22 protein-coding genes are annotated in these 18,654 nt (G+C 45.5%); 13 read left to right on the top strand and 9 right to left on the bottom strand.

Going from position 1 to position 18,654, the window contains the following annotated elements; all coding sequences use genetic code 11:
• Positions 1 to 40: 40 nt before the first annotated feature.
• The 9 genes from MTR11_RS08690 to vscN all read right to left on the bottom strand — a co-directional run bounded on the left by MTR11_RS08690 (position 41) and on the right by vscN (position 7,611).
• Complete coding sequence (locus MTR11_RS08690; RefSeq protein ID WP_047009923.1) at positions 41 to 643, bottom strand: TetR/AcrR family transcriptional regulator; 603 nt, start codon at positions 641 to 643, stop codon at positions 41 to 43.
• 284 nt (positions 644 to 927) lie between these two features.
• Complete coding sequence (vscU, locus tag MTR11_RS08685; protein ID WP_047009817.1) at positions 928 to 1,983, bottom strand: SctU family type III secretion system export apparatus subunit VscU; 1,056 nt, start codon at positions 1,981 to 1,983, stop codon at positions 928 to 930.
• A 15-nt stretch (positions 1,984 to 1,998) separates the two neighbouring features.
• Complete coding sequence (gene sctT / locus MTR11_RS08680) at positions 1,999 to 2,784, bottom strand: type III secretion system export apparatus subunit SctT (RefSeq protein WP_243327314.1); 786 nt, start codon at positions 2,782 to 2,784, stop codon at positions 1,999 to 2,001.
• Positions 2,781 to 3,047 (bottom strand): SctS family type III secretion system export apparatus subunit VscS, encoded by a 267-nt coding sequence (gene vscS, locus MTR11_RS08675; RefSeq protein WP_005377227.1) that lies wholly within the window; start codon positions 3,045 to 3,047, stop codon positions 2,781 to 2,783. The genes sctT and vscS overlap by 4 nt, the downstream gene beginning before the upstream one ends.
• A 13-nt stretch (positions 3,048 to 3,060) precedes the next feature.
• On the bottom strand, positions 3,061 to 3,711 hold the full coding sequence (gene vscR / locus MTR11_RS08670; RefSeq protein WP_005377232.1) for a SctR family type III secretion system export apparatus subunit VscR: 651 nt from the start codon (positions 3,709 to 3,711) through the stop codon (positions 3,061 to 3,063).
• The gene (sctQ, locus tag MTR11_RS08665) at positions 3,708 to 4,676 is read right to left on the bottom strand and encodes a type III secretion system cytoplasmic ring protein SctQ (RefSeq protein WP_243327313.1); all 969 of its coding nucleotides are present in this window, start codon (positions 4,674 to 4,676) and stop codon (positions 3,708 to 3,710) included. The genes vscR and sctQ overlap by 4 nt, the downstream gene beginning before the upstream one ends.
• Positions 4,673 to 5,821: a type III secretion system needle length determinant gene (locus MTR11_RS08660; RefSeq protein ID WP_243327312.1), complete on the bottom strand. Its 1,149-nt coding sequence runs from the start codon at positions 5,819 to 5,821 to the stop codon at positions 4,673 to 4,675. The genes sctQ and MTR11_RS08660 overlap by 4 nt, the downstream gene beginning before the upstream one ends.
• Before the next feature lie 9 nt (positions 5,822 to 5,830).
• Positions 5,831 to 6,292: a type III secretion protein gene (locus MTR11_RS08655; RefSeq protein WP_048626446.1), complete on the bottom strand. Its 462-nt coding sequence runs from the start codon at positions 6,290 to 6,292 to the stop codon at positions 5,831 to 5,833.
• Positions 6,289 to 7,611 (bottom strand): SctN family type III secretion system ATPase VscN, encoded by a 1,323-nt coding sequence (gene vscN / locus MTR11_RS08650; protein WP_243327311.1) that lies wholly within the window; start codon positions 7,609 to 7,611, stop codon positions 6,289 to 6,291. Before vscN ends, MTR11_RS08655 begins: the two co-directional genes overlap by 4 nt.
• Before the next feature lie 185 nt (positions 7,612 to 7,796).
• On the opposite strand from vscN, the gene sctW reads away from it, so the two are divergent.
• The 13 genes from sctW (at position 7,797) to MTR11_RS08585 (ending at position 18,644) form a co-directional block, all read left to right on the top strand.
• Entirely contained in the window at positions 7,797 to 8,690 is an 894-nt protein-coding gene (gene sctW / locus MTR11_RS08645) for a type III secretion system gatekeeper subunit SctW (RefSeq protein ID WP_243327310.1), read from the top strand.
• Entirely contained in the window at positions 8,671 to 8,955 is a 285-nt protein-coding gene (locus MTR11_RS08640) for a TyeA family type III secretion system gatekeeper subunit (protein ID WP_012841775.1), read from the top strand. Before sctW ends, MTR11_RS08640 begins: the two co-directional genes overlap by 20 nt.
• Positions 8,942 to 9,316, top strand: coding sequence for a type III secretion chaperone SycN (sycN, locus tag MTR11_RS08635; protein WP_046874927.1), 375 nt, complete (start codon positions 8,942 to 8,944; stop codon positions 9,314 to 9,316). Before MTR11_RS08640 ends, sycN begins: the two co-directional genes overlap by 14 nt.
• Positions 9,313 to 9,690 carry a type III secretion system protein VscX gene (gene vscX, locus MTR11_RS08630; RefSeq protein ID WP_005377246.1) on the top strand — a complete coding sequence of 126 codons (378 nt, stop codon included), beginning with the start codon at positions 9,313 to 9,315 and terminating at the stop codon, positions 9,688 to 9,690. The genes sycN and vscX overlap by 4 nt, the downstream gene beginning before the upstream one ends.
• Before the next feature lie 5 nt (positions 9,691 to 9,695).
• Complete coding sequence (gene vscY, locus MTR11_RS08625) at positions 9,696 to 10,037, top strand: type III secretion system chaperone VscY (protein ID WP_005395110.1); 342 nt, start codon at positions 9,696 to 9,698, stop codon at positions 10,035 to 10,037.
• Positions 10,021 to 12,147, top strand: a complete 2,127-nt coding sequence (gene vcrD / locus MTR11_RS08620) for a SctV family type III secretion system export apparatus subunit VcrD (RefSeq protein ID WP_101911963.1) — start codon at positions 10,021 to 10,023, stop codon at positions 12,145 to 12,147. Before vscY ends, vcrD begins: the two co-directional genes overlap by 17 nt.
• The gene (locus MTR11_RS08615) at positions 12,147 to 12,569 is read left to right on the top strand and encodes an LcrR family type III secretion system chaperone (protein WP_243327309.1); all 423 of its coding nucleotides are present in this window, start codon (positions 12,147 to 12,149) and stop codon (positions 12,567 to 12,569) included. Before vcrD ends, MTR11_RS08615 begins: the two co-directional genes overlap by 1 nt.
• Positions 12,570 to 12,629: 60 nt before the next feature.
• Positions 12,630 to 12,914 (top strand): LcrG family type III secretion system chaperone, encoded by a 285-nt coding sequence (locus tag MTR11_RS08610; protein ID WP_005395092.1) that lies wholly within the window; start codon positions 12,630 to 12,632, stop codon positions 12,912 to 12,914.
• A gap of 10 nt (positions 12,915 to 12,924) precedes the next feature.
• The gene (locus tag MTR11_RS08605) at positions 12,925 to 14,748 is read left to right on the top strand and encodes a virulence-associated V antigen (RefSeq protein ID WP_319941532.1); all 1,824 of its coding nucleotides are present in this window, start codon (positions 12,925 to 12,927) and stop codon (positions 14,746 to 14,748) included.
• An 11-nt stretch (positions 14,749 to 14,759) separates the two neighbouring features.
• The gene (vcrH, locus tag MTR11_RS08600) at positions 14,760 to 15,245 is read left to right on the top strand and encodes a SycD/LcrH family type III secretion system chaperone VcrH (protein WP_005395089.1); all 486 of its coding nucleotides are present in this window, start codon (positions 14,760 to 14,762) and stop codon (positions 15,243 to 15,245) included.
• 7 nt (positions 15,246 to 15,252) lie between these two features.
• Positions 15,253 to 16,452: a type III secretion system translocon subunit VopB gene (gene vopB, locus MTR11_RS08595; protein ID WP_006741541.1), complete on the top strand. Its 1,200-nt coding sequence runs from the start codon at positions 15,253 to 15,255 to the stop codon at positions 16,450 to 16,452.
• A 10-nt stretch (positions 16,453 to 16,462) separates the two neighbouring features.
• Positions 16,463 to 17,467: a type III secretion system translocon subunit VopD gene (gene vopD, locus MTR11_RS08590; protein ID WP_046874933.1), complete on the top strand. Its 1,005-nt coding sequence runs from the start codon at positions 16,463 to 16,465 to the stop codon at positions 17,465 to 17,467.
• Between the two features lie 205 nt (positions 17,468 to 17,672).
• Positions 17,673 to 18,644 carry a TAXI family TRAP transporter solute-binding subunit gene (locus tag MTR11_RS08585; protein WP_006741544.1) on the top strand — a complete coding sequence of 324 codons (972 nt, stop codon included), beginning with the start codon at positions 17,673 to 17,675 and terminating at the stop codon, positions 18,642 to 18,644.
• Positions 18,645 to 18,654 lie beyond the last annotated feature (10 nt).

Here is an 18,654-nt window from a genome sequence, read left to right as displayed (position 1 = left end):
AACAAGGGAGCGATGATGCTCCCTTTTATATTCAGTGAGTTTACCTTTGGTATAGATTTAGGAAGGCGGTGACCGCTTTTTTCGTATGTGCATCTAACTCTTCATCTGTCGGAAAATCGAAGCCAATTAGTGCCATGTTCTGGTAATCAAGTTTAATTAATGCAAGTAGTTGCTCACAAGCGAGGTCGGCATTTTCAACATCGAGTTGTGAGCTGACAGTTTCACTCTTTAAAAAGTCGATGAGGTATTGATGAATGCGATGCGGCCCTGTCTGCCAGAATTGATTTGGTACGGAATCATGTTTGTTGAAGTCAGCCGAAACGATCCGATAAAGTGATAGCATAGGATTGGAGCATACACCTTTTAGGTACTTCTTGGCGAAGTCATTCAATGTTTCTTGTAAAGGCTCCGATTGCTTGTCGGCAAGCTGGAAGACGGACTCTAAGCTGGTTTTGGTATTGTATGCTAAAACTTCAACAAATAACCCTTCTTTGTTCGAAAAATAGCGATATAACGTCTGCTTTGAGCCTCCACAAATCGCGACGATTTGATCGAGTGATGTGTCTTTGTAACCTTGTTTTATAAAAAGGTCAGTGGCAACTTTGATGATTCGAGTTCGTTTCTTTTCGGTAGATATGCGCATAAATAAATCAACCCAAGCAAAAATCCACCTTTGTTGTGGCTGGCGTGGTTTATTACCGAGCTTTAGGTGGTTTAGAGATGAAAGTAAAACTGTCCAGTACAGTACCACTATTGACGTTAGTAAACACGACTTTTCATGAACCAAGTGCTTCATTAAAACAAGCAAAAGTAGGCAAATTCGATATGCTGAAACCTATAGCGAAGGATGACATATTTAAAAATATCATTACGTATAGAAAAGTGATAACCGTTCTTCGTACGACAGCCTTTACTCTCGAAATCATGTTAGTTCAGCGCCTTATCCGACTCCAATGATGCCAACCAACGAAGCACTTCGGCGGTTGCTTCAATAAGATCACTTGGGATGTACTGGTCGACGTTGCCGTCCGCGTATAGTGCGCGAGCAAGAGGGACTTTTTGCATCACAGGCACACCTTCCTCTTTGGCGATTGCGATCATACGTTTGGCTACCGCATCGGTTTCCATCAAGGTGATCACGGGCAGGGGCGTTTCGCCTTTCTTGTAATAAAGACCAACTGCTATATGTGTTGGGTTTGTAACCAATACATTAGAACGTTTAACGTTTTCGCGTTGATTGGAGGCTTGTAGCTCTTGGTGCAACTGACGACGTTTACTTTTGATTTCAGGGCTGCCTTCCATCTCTTTGTATTCGCGTTTCACTTCGTCCTTGCTCATTTTGAGTTTCTTCGTGTGGTCAAATTTTTGGTACGCAAAATCAGCTGCAGCGATGACGATGAAACCTACCGAAGAGATAATCATTAATTGTTTAATCATGACGCCAGTAATGGTCGGGACACATTCTAGCCCGCAAGTTGGAATTTGCATCAAAGCGTTGATGTTACCGCGTAAGGTCACCCAGATAATGCAGGAAAGAAGAGAGACTTTAAGGATCGACTTGATAAACTCAATCACACTCTTAAGCGAAAAAATGCGTTTGGCACCTTCGACGGGATTGATCTTTTTGATGTCGGGTTTAACGGATTCACCACTAAATAAAAAGCCGAACTGCCCCATATTGGAAAAGATGGCGACGAGTGCAGCAACCAGAATAATCGGGGCGAGTAGATAGGCAATTTCTTTTGCGATGGCGATAGCGACATCGACTAGCGCATCTTGGAAACCCTGATAAGCAAGCTTACTTGGTAGGAGAATAAGCGCTGAGATGTGCGACATGTAATAATCTGCGAACGCAAACAGTACAATTATGAGCGCTAAAATTAATGCAGACGATACTATTTCTTGGCTTTTGGCTACCTGACCTTTCTGCCTGGCATCGCGTAACTTTTTTGCGGTGGGTTGCTCTGTTTTTTCTGCGCTCATAAAGAATCCTAAGCGTTATTGCCAAATGGTATTGAGTTGTTCTGCGAATCGGGTAATGCCGTAAAACTGTACTTCAAAGTGATCCATCATTAACCCGAGATACACGATCAGTAAAACACTCGCGATGGCACTTTTTATTGGCATGGCAAGGAAAAAAACATTCAATTGCGGTGCAAAACGACTGATAAGAGCCAGACCAAACTCAGCAAGAAACATTGCCAACACTAATGGGGCAGACATCAACACACCAAGCCACATGAGTTGTTCAAACTGTGCGTAGAAGAAGCTTACCCATGCATCGCTAACGGTTGGGAAAAAGTCCACGATCGGCCAAGGTGTGTAGCTTTTGAATAACGCGTAGATAAAAGTGACAAAGCCCCCGCCAGAGAAGAACAGGGTAATCAACGTTTGGGTCAGCAACACTGCGGTTGGCGTCGATTGCGAGCCTAGCGTTGGGTTAAACATACTTGCCATGGCAGCACCACGTTGGTTGTCGACCAGAAAGCCAGCCGCTTCTATTGCCCAAAAGGGGATAGCAGCAACAAACCCGATCAATAGCCCAATTAATACCTCTTTACCCAAAATCACTATCAGCCAAATACCGTCGGTTTCTGCGGGCAAGCTTTGCTGATTAATCATCGGAAATATAAACAGTGCGAGTGAGCAAAGCACACCATTTCTCACCATGGTGCCGCCTAGCATTTGCTTGCTCAAAATAGGCAAAAAGATGAAGCATGCCATTAACCGAGGTAACGTCAGGCTATACAAAAATAAAGCTTGGTGTAAGTCGTGATAACTCATCGTATTTGAGGAATTTTATCCATGGCAAGCGAGGCGAAGGCGTGGAGCTCTGCCCCTAGCCACTGCGTTGTGACGAACAGCGTAATAATGACCGCGATAAGCTTGACCACAAAGCCTAACGTTTGTTCTTGGACCTGAGTTAACGCCTGAATAAGCGACACCAATGTGCCAACCAATGCTGCGACTAAAATCGGCGGTAACGACAAGTACAAAACTAGGGTTAATGCTTGAGTTGTGAAATGAATGATTTCAGCAGAATGCATACTTTCTCCGTGATTAACCGTAACTCAGCACTAAGCCGTGGGTGAGTTTCGTCCAGCCGTCAAGCAAGACAAAAAGCAACAATTTGAAAGGGAGAGAGATGGTCATTGGCGATACCATCATCATGCCCATGGCGAGCAAGATATTAGAAACAATTAAGTCGATAGCGATGAACGGTAAGTACAATAGAAAGCCAATCTCAAAAGCACGGGTAAGCTCACTGACCGTAAACGCTGGCAGCAACAGCAACAAGCTATCTGACTCTAAACGGTCCACGTACTTTTGAGGCCATAATGTGCGCGCAGCATCGGTAAAGAATATGGCTTCGGTTTCCCGAATATGTTTTTTCAAAAACTCTCGATAAGGCTGTAAACCGCTTTCAATGAGGCCTTCTACACTTGCAGAATCTTCGAGGGAGATATCATGCTGCTTTACGTAGTCATAGGTTTCAAACCCGACGGGAGCCATGATGAAAATCGACAAAATGATCGCCAAGCCATACAGTGCCATATTCGGTGGGATTTGCTGAACACCGAGAGCGTTACGCAGCAGTGAGAATACAACGGCGAGTTTTACAAACGACGTCGCCATCATCGCGATAAATGGGATCAGTGCCAGCAGTGCTAAGCTGACAATGAGATTGAGCTCGTCAGGTAACTGGATCATGCTGGCTCCTGCGTACCACCAAACAGTTCCAGTACGCGCACACCTAAATGCTCATTAACATTAACCAGTTCACACTCACCGACGATTTTGCCGTTGGCACGCAATGTTACCGGCTTAGATACAGGTTGGTTTAGCTCGAATACGTACCCAGGTTGAAGCTGGTTAAGCTGTTCTAGAGTGATGGTTTGATGGCCGATATCAAACGTGAGTTCCACGGGCAGTTGCTGGTGGTCGGTTAACATTTCTGAAGTGTTTACGTCATTCATATTGGTTTCTTTTTCAATAATGTGAAGAATTTGGTCATCCAGTTGGCAGCGCCAGAGATTCTGGTTAGATACTTGAAAAATGGCTTGTTGTTGGGCGATATAACAATCGTCAAAAAAGATCACATCTCCCAGCTCGAGCGAAGTAAATTCGCTTAACATTAAATGGGTCTTTCCAAGGTTTAACCACACAGGTAAAGCGAGATGTCGCGCCTGAAGAGAAGCACTGTTTGGTAGTGCGTCCAACAGCACGTTTGCTCCTTCGCTAACCCACAAACAAAGAGAGCCGTTAGGTTTATTGAGGGTCAACATCAAGGTATGCTCTTGAACTTGGCTCGACTCTAACGGTTGTAACTGGCTAAGAATGGGCAACTGACCAAATAGTGCTTTGAATGCCTCACTATGCGGTTCAATCTGAGAACTCAAAAGTGCTAACTGGAGCGAGTTGGGCAGTGACTCGAATGCAGTGGCATTCAGAGTAGACTCAAGCCATTTCTGGAGTTGCGCACGACAAAAATCCACTTGGATCGTTTGCCCTCCAATCAACGTGGTTAAACGGAATCCTTCAAATGAAGGGATTTGAGAAACAGTAATCGATACGCTCTGACCATCAGCCCCTTGGAAATGGCATTGCTTTGCACAAAGTTGATTACTGAGCGCAATACTGTCTGAATCGACTTTGGGTATCGTTAACGGCGTCATAGGTCAGTCTCCGCTTGCCATTCTTCATACACGCTACGTTTCTGGCGTGAGTGTTGTTGTTCATGTTGTTGTTGATCGAACTGCTGAGTCTGTTCGCTGATCGCTAGACGAAGTGGCTGCTCACCGCCAAATCGGTTTAGGCGCTCGGCAAGATCTTGTCTAGCTTGTTGGCTAATAATGGAAAGGGCATGCTCTTGTCGAATCGTCACGCTATAACCTTGCGCGTCCAACTTGATGTGGATTTCACCACCTTTTAATTGTCCTTCACTTAGAAACAGCCGAACCTCTTTGTTGTCCGATGCGGTTGGCAGCGAAACATAGATTTTGTCCACCAATTGTTGGAGTAACGTGTTTACTTCTCGTACAGGGGCAGGCTGAGCCTGTGAAGCAACACTCTTTAAAATGACATCGCCTTGTGTTGCCGCGCTCGCAAGGTGTTGAGGTTCTGCTTTTTCGTCATCCGCTTTAACGGCCACTAGTGCGCTTTTCGTCTCGACTTTCTCAAGCGATTTAGTTTCAGAACGACTATCGGTTTTATCTGTTAGTTTGCCTGTGTCTTGTAGTCGCTGCGTTGCACGCTTATTGTGTGTCGTGTCGGTTAGTTTCGTCGTGAAGTTAGCATTGTTAATTGCATCTTGAGTGAGCGATTTCCCTACGGCCTTTTTAGGGAGAGAACCGTCGAGAGAAGCTTGTGCTTGAGAATGGGGGCCAACGCGCTCAATCGAGGATGAGTTTGGAGCCTGATCGCTCTCAAGTTTCTTATCTTTCTCATGCAATTTACTGTTTTCAATTAGGTGTTCTTCGCTATTTGTTGCGTCGTCTTGTGGTTTCTCTACGTCCTTTTTGGTTACAATGTCACTTTTGTCTTTTAATGTGGCGGTATTTCTATAAGTGCTGGCTTCTTGGTTAGAAAGTTTCGATTGTTTGTCTAGGCTTTGAGATGCTTCATGTCTTAACGGAAGGCTCTCGTCTCTGCTCTGAGTGTCTTTTTTGCTCGCAACGGTAGATTCTTCTTCCTTGCTAGGTTTCTCCGTCATTGCACGCTCGAACTGTGACTGAAGCTCAGCCTCTCGCTCCAGGGGCTTTTTTTCTGGCGTTGATTTGTACAGCGTATTCGGTGTTTCTTCTGTTGGAGTAATGCGCATAATGAACCTTTAAATAATATCGACAGTGCGAAACTCTTCTTGTTCGAGTTCTTCTTGGTATTGTCTTTCTCGCGACTGTTCCGCGAGTTCTTGTTGTTGCAACTGAACGAATTTTTCTTTGGTTTTATGGGCTTGCCGTGCCTCTTTTTGTTTTTCTTTAAGTACCGAACGTTCGTACTCAAGCGCTTTTTTTGCTTCGGCAACGCGCTGTTTAAGCTCGGCTTCTCGCTCTCTCAACAACGCGATTTCTTGTCTCAATGTTTCCAACTCTTTGAGAACGAGTGTGTGTTGCTTTGCTTTGGCAAAACGTCGTTCTTCTTCTTCCTGACGCCAAACGTGATAGTCCGCTACGGAACGTTCGGCCTTTTGAACCTGTGCTGCCGAATTTGATACTCGGTATTCTTGGCGCTTAACGGCTTTATCCGCACGTTCCGCTCGAATTTGTTTGATCTCTAGTAACCGTTCGATCATTGGTTCGCCATCCCTTTTAGTTGAGCGATAGCACCATCAAGATCACTTGGCTCATGCGTTCCTTGACGTAAAAAGGCGCGTATATCATCACTTTGTGCAATCGCCATATCCGCTCGGCTATCCGCCCCATGCTGGTACTCGCCAATTTTGAGCAGTAGCTCAACTTCTTCGTACTTGGCTAACATTTCGCGAAGGTGAGCAGCAGACGCCTGATGATCAAGTTCAACGATTTGATTCATCACGCGGCTTGCTGAACGGAGTACATCAATGGCAGGATAATGGTTCATTGCAGCAAGCTTGCGCGAGAGAATGATGTGCCCATCTAAAATGGAGCGAGTTTCATCGGCGACAGGCTCTGTCATGTCGTCGCCTTCAACCAACACGGTGTACAGCGCTGTAATTGACCCTTTGTCAGATTGACCGGCTCGTTCCATCAGCTTTGGCAAAGCGGCAAAAACGGAAGGCGGATAGCCGCGTCGTGTTGGTGGCTCACCTGCGGCTAGGCCAATTTCTCTCTGTGCGCGGGCGAAACGCGTTACAGAATCCATCAGCAGTAACACGCGTTTACCTTGGTCACGAAAATATTCCGCAATAGAAGTGGCAACAAAAGCGGCTTTGGCACGTTCCATGGCCGGGCGATCGGATGTCGCGACCACTAAAACCGATTTGGCCATTCCTTCTTCGCCCAAGTCATGCTCAATAAACTCTCGTACTTCGCGTCCGCGTTCACCAATCAAGGCGAGAACGGTCACGTCGACGTCTGCGGATCGAATCAGTTTTGCCAGTAGGGTACTTTTACCACCGCCCGCCGCTGCAAAAATGCCCATGCGCTGACCTTCACCACAGGTCAGTAGTCCATCAATGGATCGAACCCCAAGAGAGATTGGCTTTTTAATCAGTTTACGTTGCATTGGTGGCGGTGCATCGCGATAAACCGGATACCAAGCACTTGGTTCCTGACTTTGCGTACCATCGAAAGGACGCCCAAGCCCGTCAAGCGTTGTACCTAATAGGTGATCGCCAACGCCGACCTCATGCATTTTTCCCATTGGGCTAACTTCTGTATTTGAGGAAATCCCAAACATATTTCCTAACGGTGTGAGCAGAGCGTGATGCTGTTGAAAGCCAACGACTTCCGCTAATAAAGACAGAGTTTGATCAGGATTACGCAACTCACACAGCTCACCAACACGAACGCCGGGGACAACGGCCTTGATGATGGTGCCGGTTACTTGCGTAACGCGCCCGCGAATTTGGATCAGACGAGTTTGCCTGATCGCAGATTGTTGGATATCAGTGATGTATGAGAAATCGTTCAAGGTAAAAATATGCGCAATGATTGATGTTGGGAGGATAGAAAGGATGAGGGGGTATTTATAGTGAATATCAGTCGGGAGTTTTTAGAAAACTGAAAACGCACTAAAAAAACACGTCTGATTTTGACAGCTTCGAGAAAGCGCACTTCCTATAATTCGCCTGTATTGTACGGAAGGAGTGCAAGTGAATGAGTATTATCAACAATCATATCGCAACAAACTCAAAGTTTGATGCGTCTATCCAAAACGGGTTGGAATCGTCTCGTACCGACGCTTCACGAAAAGGCAATTACCGCGGTGAAACGGTCCGTGTTCACAATGCCACACAATCACTTTTTGATGCGATGGAAGAGCTCACTTCACTCGGTTCCGAAAAAGCAGAAAAAGATTTGACCAAGCGTAAAGTAAAAGACAGTGGCGTTCGAGTTAATGAAGCGCACGAACTCGTTTCTGACTATCTGCGAAAAGTCCCTGATCTTGAAAAGAACCAAAAGATCAAAGATCTGGCTGCAAAAATGGCGGGAGGAAATATCTCGACCATCGCTCAATTGCAAGCTTATTTGAATGGATTTTCAGAGGAGAAAAGCCATCAATACCTTGCGTTAAAAGCCGTTAAAAAGTTTTTGAGTGCGAGCCCAGAAAGTAAACATCTACTAGCGCTGATTGACCAAGCGATTCTGAGAATCGAGCAAAACCCAGATTCTTGGGCTCAAATTGATACGGAAATTCGCGTCTCAAACTTTGCTGATGAGTACAGCCAAGAGCAAGAGTTTAGCTCATTACATCAGCTGCGCGGTTTCTATCGCGATACCGTTCATAGCTATCAAGGGCTCGGCGCTGCTTATCAAGACGTAGTGGCGCGCTTTGGTGAACAGGAGATATCGACCGCTGTTGAGTTTATGCTGCAAGGCATGAGTGCAGATCTTAGTGTTCAAGGCAGCAGTATCGACTCGGTTAAGTTGCAGTGGTTGATGTCCGATATGCAAAAACTCAAAACTCTAAATACGTTGCAAGATCGCGTGAGTCAGTTGTTCCAAATGTTTAAACCGGAAAGGACGAGTTATGGCTTATCAAGTTTCTAATTTGATGGCTGATGTGATTGCGTTGGTAGAGCAGCGATGGGTAAGCAGTGATGAGATTTGGAAAGTCGCCAACGCAATGGAATTGACGGCGGTACAACAAAAAATCGATTTTTTTCGAGAGTTCCACAAGTTAGTTCGCGCGATCCCTATTGATGTATTCGCCGATGAAGAACAACGACAGAATTTAATACAAGCGGTACAAAAGGCGCTAGACGAAGCCATTGATATAGAAGAAGAGGAAGCGTGGGAAGATGAGTTGGATTGATGCATCCGTCAATGAATTTTGCCGAGGAATGGGGCTCGATGCCGTCGATTTCTCATCAGCTGGACGGGTGCAGCTGGATTTTGAGCAAAGCGGTACACTACATATTGAGCGACACGGAGAACAGCTATTCTTGATGTTGTCTCAAGCGTTATCTTGGCATCAAACCAGTGACATCATTCAAAGCGCCCTCAGTTTGTGTCATGCCGATCAAGGCTGGCCTTTCGAAATTAAAACTGGTTTGTTAGATGAGCAAACTTTGGTTTTTTCCGCGAGGTTAAACGGAGAAGAGGTCACACTTCCGACTTTAGAACAAGCGTTTACGCTTTTGGTTCGTCTACATAACGATGTGGCAAGCTCATGACTCGAGTAAGCACTTTAAACGTAGGCATAGAAGCCTTCACGCATGTTACGCATAGTGAGGTTAAGGCCGATTTCCCTGAGCGGTTTCAATTACTTCCTGATGGGCAGGCGGTCGCTACGCATTTAGAGAAGCTCTATGACCTCAGGCCTTCAGACCAATACCTAATCGCGTTAACCAAGCCAAAATTGTTGCACTCAGAATTGTTGCGTCCAGAAAAGTACCGCCAACAGTTCGATGAAACGTTGGCTCAGTTGCAAGTTCTTGCACAGGATTCAGGCTCCGCTTCTTTTATCAAAGCATCCGAAACGCTACAAAGTACGCAACTTGATCAGCGTTACCTCACTATGGCGCTCAATCTCCTTATCCAGGTCTAACCAACATGTTGAGATCCAAAGACATTGAACTGTTGCTTGTTCACGCTGCACTACAAGTTCAATACCAAAAGCCAGAGCATGCCATCTCTATTCTCGATGCGGTTTTAGAGATAGACCCGCAACACAAAGAGGCGATGCAAACACTCGCAGTGGCGTGTTTACAAAGTGGTCGATATGCTCGTGCTGTTGAGGTATGTGAGCACTTATTAAAATCCGACCTTAAACCTGATTCGGCAGGACTCTGGTTTTGCTTAAGCCAAGCTCGTTGGAAACAAAATGACGTCGATGGGGCACGCCAAGCGCACCGACGCTATCTGCAATCTTTAAATAGTGAATCACATGAATAAGTTGATCGATATTTTAAACAAGGTAGGGCAACGTAAAGACATTATGCTTGCTGTGATGTTGCTCGCGATCGTCTTTATGATGATATTGCCACTGCCTACCGCGCTGGTGGATGTGCTGATTGGCACCAATATGAGTATTGCGGTGGTGCTGCTTATGTTAGCGATTTACATCACTACGCCGCTTGAGTTCTCTGCGTTTCCCGCGGTGCTACTGATCACGACATTGTTTCGTTTGTCTTTATCCATCACGACAACCCGTTTGATCTTGCTGCAAGGCGATGCTGGTCAAATCGTTTATACCTTCGGTAACTTCGTTGTGGGCGGTAACTTAGTGGTCGGTATCGTTGTGTTCCTGATCATTACCATTGTTCAGTTTATGGTGATCACCAAAGGCTCGGAGAGGGTTGCAGAAGTTAGTGCGCGATTCTCACTTGATGCGATGCCTGGTAAGCAGATGAGTATTGACGGTGACATGCGCGCTGGGGTGATTGACGTACACGAAGCACGGCACCGACGATCACTGATTGAAAAAGAAAGCCAAATGTATGGCTCGATGGATGGCGCGATGAAGTTCGTTAAAGGCGACTCCATTGCTGGTTTGGTCATCATTGTGGTCAACATCTTAGGTGGCGTCACGATCGGGGTAACGCAAAAAGGCATGAGTGCTTCTGAAGCGCTTGAGTTGTTTGCGATTTTGACCGTTGGCGATGGTTTGGTGTCGCAAATTCCGGCTCTGTTTATCGCGATTACGGCCGGTATTATCGTGACGCGTGTTTCTCATGAAGACTCTTCTGATCTTGGTTCGGACATTGGTGGGCAGGTCATTGCTCAGCCACGTGCGCTTCTTATTGGCGGTGTGCTTTTGGTGCTGTTCGCACTGATTCCTGGTTTTCCAAAAATTACTTTTCTGGTCTTGGCTACAGTGGTTGGTGGTGGTGGTTTCTTCCTTTTCTATCAACAGAAAAAACAGGCTGAATCAGATAGTACCGACTTATCAAGCTTTGTTTCGCAAGGGGCGGGTTCACCAGCAGCGAAGCCAAGCAAACCAACCCCATCTAGAAACAGTAAAGGCAAATTAGGTGAGCAAGAAGAGTTCGCCATGACGGTCCCGCTCTTAATTGATCTTGACGCGAGCCTTCAGGAAAGCTTGGAAGCGGTCGCATTGAATGAAGAGCTAGCAAGGGTGAGGCGCGCACTATATCTCGACCTCGGCGTGCCTTTCCCGGGTATCCACCTGCGTTTTAACGAGGGGATGCAAAATGGCGAATATTTAATTCAGTTACAAGAAGTTCCGGTTGCACGAGGACGAATTGTAAAAGACCAACTCTTGGTGACAGAAGGGAATGAGCAGATCGACTTATTAGGCGTGCCTTATGAGCAAGATGAAGATTTTCTACCCGGTATTTCTAGCATTTGGGTGGCACAAAGTTACGAGCAAAAACTCACCACTAGCCATGTCGGCTTTCTCACACCCGACAGGATTTTAACGTACCACTTGTCTCATGTTCTCAAGGAGTACGCACAAGACTTTATTGGTATTCAGGAGACGCGTTATCTGTTGGAGCAGATGGAAGGCAGTTATTCGGAGCTAGTCAAAGAGGCTCAACGCATTGTCCCGTTACAAAAAATGACGGAAATCTTGCAACGCTTGGTTTCTGAAGACATTTCCATCCGAAACCTTCGCGTGATCTTGGAAGCCATGGTTGAGTGGGGCCAAAAAGAGAAAGATGTTGTACAGCTGACGGAGTACATTCGTTCCAGCTTAAAACGTTACATTTGCTACAAATACGCGAGTGGACAAAACATGTTGCCCGCTTACTTATTGGATCAAAGTCTCGAAGACACAATACGAAGCGGTATTCGTCAAACCTCTGCAGGAAGTTACTTGGCGTTAGACCCGTCAGTAACGCAACAATTTGTGAGTGATGTGAAACAGACCATTGGTGATTTAAGCCGCATGCCGAATAAGCCTGTGTTAGTTGTGTCTATGGATGTACGCCGATATGTGCGAAAGCTTATTGAATCGGAATACTACGATCTGCCCGTTTTGTCATTTCAAGAATTAACTCAGCAAATCAATATTCAGCCACTTGGAAGGGTGGGGATGTAATGAAAACAAAACTAATGCTCTCGCTTGCGCAAGCGGGGATCGAAGTGACGCCATACTTTTGGCAAAAAAGTGAAATTCAACTTGGTTATCGAATTGAAGTTGAAGGTTTAGAGCTCGTTTTTCGTGTGGAGGACGGTGAAATCATCATCGTTCTTTTGAAACGTGTGCATCCAAACCTAGGGTTGAGTAACCCTTTTGCAGGCTTATTTCTCTTAGCTGAGCATGCTGTTCAACTTTATCCCTCCGATTGGGTCATTCGCGGAAACGTCGATGTGTTACGTGGCAGCAATATGAGCAGTCAGCGATTAGCCCAGTTCTATCTAAAAGCATGCGGTGCAAGCCATGATGAGCTAGACGACTGGTACTGTTTACGCCTAGCAGATTATAGACCTTTGAAAAAGTTGAAAAAGTTGAAAAAGTAAAAACTCACGACTGTTACTGACAGCACCGATGAGATGACCCGCTTTAAGATAGGAATCAAGATGAAGCAACCGTTTACCGATGCGATTGAGAACGCTGAGCTTGCCATTAGAAAAGCTGAAGACAGAACCGATATTTTTAACGAGCTATTGGAAGGCCTAGGTGTTGGTCCTGTTGCGGGTGATGTTTTACTTGGCGGCATAAAAGCGCCAGTAGATACCATGAAACGTGCAGAGCAAGAGCTAATAGACGAAGTCCAGCGCCGCCGGCAACAACAAAATCAGCTACAAGGTACGTCAGGTAAACGCAGAAAGCGTCCCACAGTGATGCGCGGCATGATGATTTAGAGGTTTGGAAATGACGAATATGAAAACGACTGGCTCTACGACAGGAGCAACAGACACAGCTGCGAGTAGTGCACCATTACCCACTTTCCAACAAAACTTGATAGAGGCATTTACCCCTGTACTGGGTGAAGCAGAGACTCAGCAACTTGCCTCTCTAATCTCTTCATTGCCAACTATCTCGGGACAAACGGAATCACAAAGCATCGCGCTTTATGTTGATACACTTGAAAACCTAAAAGCGAAAAATAACGCGTTTGCTGGTATATCATTGACCGACACCGCATCTGTTTGGATAAAGTCGCTACAAAGTGCTAACTCAGATGGCGAATTGACCGCAGCCGAGTTCAATGTTCAAACAAACCAAGCGTTATCAAGTCAGTTTCAGGCTTGGCTTAGCAAGTCACTGACAGAAAACGTAGATAGCTCGTTATCTACTGAGTTTGTTAGTCAATTTAATCTGGGGACTCAGAGTAACCAAGCGGAGCAGATCGCCAACCTCTCCGAGACAGGTCTGGCTAATGCCACCAAAGAAATTTCTCTTTTTGTTGCAGAACTTGCTAATCAAATGAGCTCCCGTGAAGTGAGAGATGCTTCTATTTCTTTTCTTCGCAATGCCTTTAGTAGCTTAGGTTCCGTTAATCTCGCGCAACTGAAGAGCTCGGATTTCCTGTTGACTAAAGAGAGTTTCGCTCTTCAAGTCTCAGCTCAATTAAAAAGTAGTTTTCAAGGCATCGGTATTACTTTAAGCGCCGATGACGCAAGTGCGCTAGTTAACAGAATTACCTGGACTCCTGGTATTTCTAAACAGCAGCTTAAAGAAGCGTTAGATGAAATGGCCGCTCAAGTGAAAGGCCAATATAGCGCAGCTTATGGGGATGCGGCTGGAACAAACAACCTAAAAGCAGCACTTAACACCGTCATTGGCGGAACCGAGCCTTTGACCCTTTCTAGTCTGTTCGCCAACTTCGCGGTGAGTTTAACAAATATAGAAATCGACGACTTTTATCAGGACAGCGCGATAGCCGATGTCCAAAAGACACAAATAACGCCAGCTCAAGTTACTTTGATCAAAGAAAACACCGAACGAGACATCCGATTACAGTTTGAAAAAATAGTAAAAGGTGAATCTACCGGGGCTTCATTTACTGAGCGATACGAGGCATTGCGCAAGAACTTAGGGGCATTGAAAGAGCGTCTACTCAATATCACCGACAAAGAGAAAGCGGATCGCGAGGTGAGAGCAGAGCACTCTCTAACGGCTCGTGATTTGTTGGCTGTCGTTGAATCTAGTATTGGTGATCGCTTTGATGAGCGCGTGCTGCTTGCACTAAATGAGCGTCGTGTTAACCGTTTAGAGAAACGTAATGACCAGAAAGAGGCATTAGAGGATCTCACAATACAGCTTAAAGTTTTTGGTGTTGTGCAATCAAAAATTCACTCTACGCAAAGTGTTGATGGGGTTTATAAACCGGGATATCCAGAAAGTAACTTCAAAGCGAGTGACTTTAACTACAGTAATCAAACGGATTTTGAAGCTTCACCTGAGTACAAGTATTTGACGGATAATAAGATAACAAACCATCGAGACTTTCTTCAAAAACAAGGTATTACTATCGGTGATGGTGCGTCGTACCAAGACGAAGAGAAGTCGAAAAAACTGTCTAATTTTTCTAGTTCTGTCAGTGCTAAATCCAAGTTGCTTAACGATGAAGTGCAAATCAAAACCACTGAGCTGAACGACACCAGTTCCCAATACAACTCGACCGTTGAAGCAATGAACAAATTTGTTCAGAAGTACCACAGTATTTTACAAGAAATCCTACGAGCCATTTAAGGATAACAACCATGACTAAACAAAACGCGACCGATCCATCTCAAATGCAAGCAGAAGAACTGCTGTCTTTTTTGGAAGAGGGAGGCACGCTAAAAATGTTGCACGATGTGTCTCAGGACACCATCGAACACATTTATGCCGTAGGTTACAACTTTTTCCAGTCGGGAAAGATTGAGCAAGCAGCGAAAGTATTTCAATTACTCAGCATGCTTGATCATTATCAGGCGCGATTTTTCATTGGCCTTGGCGCGGCTCGTCAGGAGTTGGGTGAGTATCTGCAGGCAATAGACGCCTACAGCTACGCAGCGCTAGTGGACGTAAATGATCCACGCCCACCTTTTCACTCTGCTGAATGTCACCTGAAACTGGAACAACTGACAGAAGCAGAGAGTGGGTTTTACAGCGCGAAGGAGATGTCTGCCGGAAAATCACAATATGCAGATTTGCATGAGCGTGCAGGCATCATGTTAGAAGCGGTGAGAAATAAAAAGGAGTAATTAGACTATGAGTTCTATTGCACTTGACCGCATCCAGACGCAGGTTTATAGCCCTGAATCTGGCCAAACCACGTTAGATAACGTGCAGAAAACGGCGTCTACAGCGACGCCTTCTGTGACGGTAGAAAACGTGAAGAGTAAAGATGCAGATGTACTGAACACTGGAAAAGTGAAAGTTCAGTTAGATGCACCTAACGCAGCTGTTAGCGACAAAGTGAATGATTTGACGCTAAAAGCCATGGCACAGCTGCAAAAGATCGTCGATACCATTGCAAAATCTCTCCATGCAGTTGCAGATCAAACAGGTTCGATTGCAGTCAAAATCATCGCAGGTTCTGCTGATGATTTTGAAGTAGAGCTTGCTGCTATCACGGATAAACTGAAAAGTGCTCAAAACGAGCTGAAAATTCAGGAAGTGAAGGTCGCAAAAGCTAAGCACGAAAAAGAGATGGTTGAAAACCAAGACAAAATCAAAGAATCGGAAGCCGCTGCAAAAGAAGCCCAAAAATCAGGCTTAGCAGCGAAGATCTTTGGTTGGATCAGTGCGGTGGTTTCTATTGTTGTTGGTGCCGTAATGGTGGCAACGGGTGTTGGTGCAGCAGCTGGTGCTCTTATGATCGCTGGTGGCGTCATGGGAGCAGTGAGCATGGCGCTGCAAGAGCCAGCCGTTCAAGATGCGCTAAAAGAAGCGGGCGTAAATGTCGATGTGCTAAACAAAGTCGTAATGGCATTAGAAATCGCAGTCGCGGTTATCGGAGCTGTTGTGACGTTTGGTGGTGCAGCAGCTGGCGGTATCGCGAAACTTGCAGCAAAAGGTGCTGGCAAGATAGCTCAAAAGGTCACAGAAATCGCTACGAAAACAGCTGCAAATATGGCGAAAGTGGCGGACATGGGCTCAAAAGCCGCGACAACGACCGCAAAAGCGATTCGTTACGGAGCAGAAACTGTCGATATTGCCGTCAACGTAGGTAAAGGCGCTACGGACAGTGTTCATGCCGCTAACAATGCTCACGTAACTGAGATTCAGGCAGATATCACGGACCTTCGCGCCAAAATGACCTTAAGCCAGGCCGTCATCGACAAGCTTAAAGAAGAAATTGGCAAGTTGATGGAAGATTTCCAAGAGCTGATGAGCGTCATCATGCAAATGATCCAAGCGAAAAGTGAAACCATGCAAACGGTGTTAAGCCGTCCTGCAACGGTATAAGGAGTTTATTATGCTAGATAAAGTAGGCGGAACGGGACGCGGCGAACTGTATGGTTTAGGCGACACTATCAAAACAACCAAAGCAGAAAAAACACCAGAAACAAAGCTTGAAGCGGGCGCTATTAAAAGCCAAAGTGAATCAGGTGTTTCTGGTGCAGCACGCTACCAGTTAGAGGCTCCTAAAGCACCAGCAGTGAGCAACCAAGCTCAAGTTGTTGCAAACTTAATGAACGCTCTTGCACCGACGGTCAGTTCGCTAATGAGCACAACAATGAAAGCGCTTAACGGTGAAGAGGTGATCAAGTCACCATCAGATGCGGTATCACAATCGTTGACGCTACTAACATTGTTGTATCAAGTATCAAAATTGAGCCGTGAGCAGCAAGTGCTACAGCGTGAAATTGCTGTAGAAGCAAACGTTGCGAGCTTAGAAAGCCAAGCGGCAGAACTAAACAACTCAGCAAGCGCGATGATCGCGATGGCAGTTGTTTCGGGTGTATTAGCGGGTGCTACCGCAATTATTGGTGCCCTTGGTTCTTTCAAAGCAGGGAAAGAAATCAAGAATGAAATGGCGAGCAATAATGTACTGAAAACGCAAAAAGCTGGCTTCGATCAAGCAGAAGAGTTATTGAATAACAATAGCTTGTCTAAAACTCAGCAAGATCAGGTTAAGCGTGCGCACTCACTAGCGAAAGACAATATCGCAGACACGACAGCGCAGCTGACAAGTGGTGGTCGTAAGTTCGATAAGCTGATGAGTTCAAACCAAGCGAAGAACGCCATTCTTCAAGCTTTGGGCCAGATGGCAAACTCTGCATCGAATGTAGAGCAAACTAAAGCGCAAGCGCGCAGCAAAGATGATGAAGTACAAGCGACTCGCGCACAAGCAGCCAAACAGAAAGCCGATGAAAACATTGGTTTCCAAGAAGGTTTATTGAAAGAGCTACGTGACTTGTTCCGTTCTATCTCAGATAGTCAGAACCAAGCGTGGCGAGCGTCAGTCCCAACGGTGTAACCGTCCATCTCACTAACTACAAAGCGTTGTTTATACAACGCTTTTTTTGTGCAATTCAAGTATAGATATTACTTATCAGTAGGTTACGTTGATAAAAAAGTACATATCTATAATTCAACCTTCAAAGATGAGAACTCAAACGTTATCAAATTGTTAACGGTTGCTATACTTAAACGGTCATCAACACAGGTAAAAAGGATGTTCAATGTTTAAGTTTAAGCAAATCGCACTTGCTGCTTCTTTAGCGGCACTCACAACTGGCTTTTCTGCGTCTGCGGAAGAAACGTTTGTCACGATTGGTACTGGTGGCGTAACAGGGGTTTATTATCCGACTGGTGGAGCAATTTGTCGCTTGGTTAACAAATCGCGAGAAGATCACGGTATCCGTTGTTCGGTAGAAAGTACTGGGGGATCGATTTATAACATCAACACTATTCGTGCTGGTGAATTGGATCTCGGTATCGCTCAATCAGACTGGCAGTATCATGCTTACAAAGGAACCAGTAAGTTTAAGGAAAGCGGGCCTTTTAAAGAACTACGCGCCGTATTCTCCGTTCATCCAGAACCGTTCACTGTCGTTGCACGTAAAGACGCGAACATCAAAACTTTTGATGATTTGAAAGGTAAGCGCGTCAACATTGGTAACCCTGGCTCAGGTCAACGAGGCACCATGGAAGTGTTAATGAGCCAGTATGGCTGGAGTAACGATGACTTTAAGCTTGTGTCTGAGTTAAAAGCAGCAGAGCAATCAAAAGCACTTTGTGATAACAAAATTGATGCGATGATTTATACCGTTGGTCACCCAAGTGGAGCGATTAAAGAAGCCACTACGTCGTGTGATAGTAATATCGTAACGGTAGCCGGACCTAATGTAGAAAAATTGGTTGCAGACAATAGCTTCTACCGTGTCGCAAATGTACCGGGTGGTATGTATCGTGGCACAGATAGTGATGTTCAAACCTTTGGTGTGGGTGCGACGTTTGTTTCCTCTACTGCTGTACCAGAAGATGTGGTTTATAACGTGGTTAAAGCGGTATTTGAAAACTTCGATGATTTCCGCCGTCTCCACCCAGCGTTTGCGAACTTGAAGAAAGAGGAAATGGTAAAAGACGGTTTATCTGCGCCTCTTCACCCAGGTGCGCTCAAATACTACAAAGAAGTAGGGCTGATTAAGTAAGCGTTACCTT

The organism is Vibrio sp. CCB-PB317 (genome assembly GCF_022808245.1).
Taxonomy (GTDB): Bacteria; Pseudomonadota; Gammaproteobacteria; order Enterobacterales; family Vibrionaceae; genus Vibrio; species Vibrio diabolicus.
This window is presented reverse-complemented; position numbering and strand designations above follow the sequence as displayed.